Here is a 2,111-nt window from a genome sequence, read left to right on the forward strand (position 1 = left end):
AATCTTATTGGTCGGGACGGGTATTTATCTGACCATCCGACTAGGCCTTTTGCAGGTGGCTCGACTCCCTAAGGCTTTTCAGTTAATTTTCACCAAGGACAAGGGACATGGCGATGTGTCGAGCTTTGCAGCTCTTTGTACAGCTCTAGCTGCCACCGTTGGTACGGGAAATATCATCGGAGTTGCGACAGCCATTAAGGTTGGTGGGCCAGGTGCTCTCTTTTGGATGTGGATGGCAGCCTTCTTTGGGATGGCAACCAAGTATGCTGAAGGCTTGCTGGCTATCAAGTACCGCACCAAGGATGCAAACGGCGCTGTAGCTGGAGGCCCCATGCACTACATCCTTTTGGGAATGGGAGAAAAGTGGCGTCCACTTGCAATCTTCTTTGCCCTAGCGGGTGTATTGGTTGCCCTTCTAGGGATTGGTACCTTTACCCAAGTCAATTCAATTACAGAATCTATCCAAAATACAGCTCAAATTGATCCAGCTATCACAGCTATCGTTTTGTCTGTTTTTGTCGCGATTGCAGTCTTTGGTGGACTCAAATCCATTTCCAAGGTTTCAACAGCAGTCGTCCCTTTTATGGCTATTGTCTATATTCTGGGAACTCTTGCAGTCATTCTCTTTAATATCGAGAAAATCCCAGCCACACTTGCCCTAATCTTTACTTCTGCTTTCAGCCCTGTAGCTGCAGTAGGAGGATTTGCAGGTGCGACTATCCGTACTGCGATTCAAAATGGTGTGGCGCGAGGAGTCTTTTCTAACGAATCTGGTCTTGGTTCAGCTCCCATTGCAGCGGCTGCAGCTAAGACTAATGAGCCTGTCGAGCAAGGCTTGATTTCCATGACAGGAACCTTTATTGATACTTTGATTATCTGTACTCTGACAGGTTTAACCATCTTGGTAACTGGTGTTTGGAGTGGTGATTTGAATGGAGTTGCCCTTACCCAGTCAGCCTTCTCAACAATTTTTTCAAATTTTGGCTCCGTTCTTTTGACCATATTTTTGGTTCTCTTTGCCTTTACGACAATTCTCGGCTGGAATTACTATGGAGAGCGCTGTTTCGAGTTTCTCTTTGGCGTTCGCTTTATCTGGCTCTATCGGGTAGTCTTTGTAGTCATGGTCTTGTTGGGAGGATTTATCGAGTTGGATATGGTTTGGATTATCGCAGACATCGTCAATGCCTTGATGGCTTTACCAAACTTGATTGCCCTCTTAGTCTTGTCGCCAGTCGTCATTGCTGAGACTAAAAAGTATTTTAAACACTAACCCAATCACACTTTTAGTGTGATTTTTTTCATTTCATAGACATTTTTTATCAAGGCGATTGAAAATATATATTATCCAAGGGTGAAATTCTATGATAGACTAAATGACAATAAAATGAAAAGAGGTTTCTTATGACAACATTTACCATCCACACAGTAGAATCAGCACCAGCAGAAGTAAAAGAAGTTCTTGAAACAGTACAAAAAGACAACAATGGCTATATTCCCAACCTAATCGGTCTCTTGGCCAATGCTCCAACGGCGCTTGAAACCTACCGAACTGTCGGAGCCATCAACCGTCGCAATAGCCTGACTCCAGTGGAACGCGAAGTAGTGCAAATCACAGCTGCCGTAACTAATGGTTGTGCTTTCTGTGTCGCTGGTCATACTGCCTTTTCGATCAAACAAATCCAGATGAATGATGATCTTCTCCAAGCTCTCCGAAACCGTACCCCAATCGAGTCAGATCCTAAGCTAGATACTCTAGCTAAGTTTACCTTGGCAGTTATCAATACCAAAGGGCGTGTGGGAGATGAAGCCTTGGCTGAATTTTTGGAAGCTGGCTACACGCAACAAAATGCTTTGGATGTAGTTCTTGGTGTTAGTCTTGCTAGCCTCTGCAACTATGCCAACAATCTAGCCAATACGCCCATTAACCCAGAATTGCAAGCCTATGCCTAGTTGGAACCATAAAGAAAAAAATGAAGGCTGAGTAATCCAGTCTTCATTTTTCTATGCTATTTTAAGCGCTTTTATGCTATACTAATAATAACATGATTATTGGAGGCTCGGATGAAAAAGCTCCCCTTAGTATTCTCTGGCTGTTTATTAGGTTTAGCAGG

Annotated in this window: 2 protein-coding genes; both read left to right on the top strand. The window is 43.8% G+C overall.

Annotated features, from left to right (window positions below):
- Position 1 precedes the first annotated feature (1 nt).
- Complete coding sequence (locus SORDD27_RS00805; protein ID WP_231069253.1) at positions 2 to 1,270, top strand: alanine/glycine:cation symporter family protein; 1,269 nt, start codon at positions 2 to 4, stop codon at positions 1,268 to 1,270.
- Between the two features lie 131 nt (positions 1,271 to 1,401).
- Positions 1,402 to 1,950: a carboxymuconolactone decarboxylase family protein gene (locus SORDD27_RS00810; RefSeq protein ID WP_061426790.1), complete on the top strand. Its 549-nt coding sequence runs from the start codon at positions 1,402 to 1,404 to the stop codon at positions 1,948 to 1,950.
- Positions 1,951 to 2,111 lie beyond the last annotated feature (161 nt).

The organism is Streptococcus oralis (assembly GCF_001579025.1).
Lineage (GTDB): Bacteria > Bacillota > Bacilli > Lactobacillales > Streptococcaceae > Streptococcus > Streptococcus oralis_X.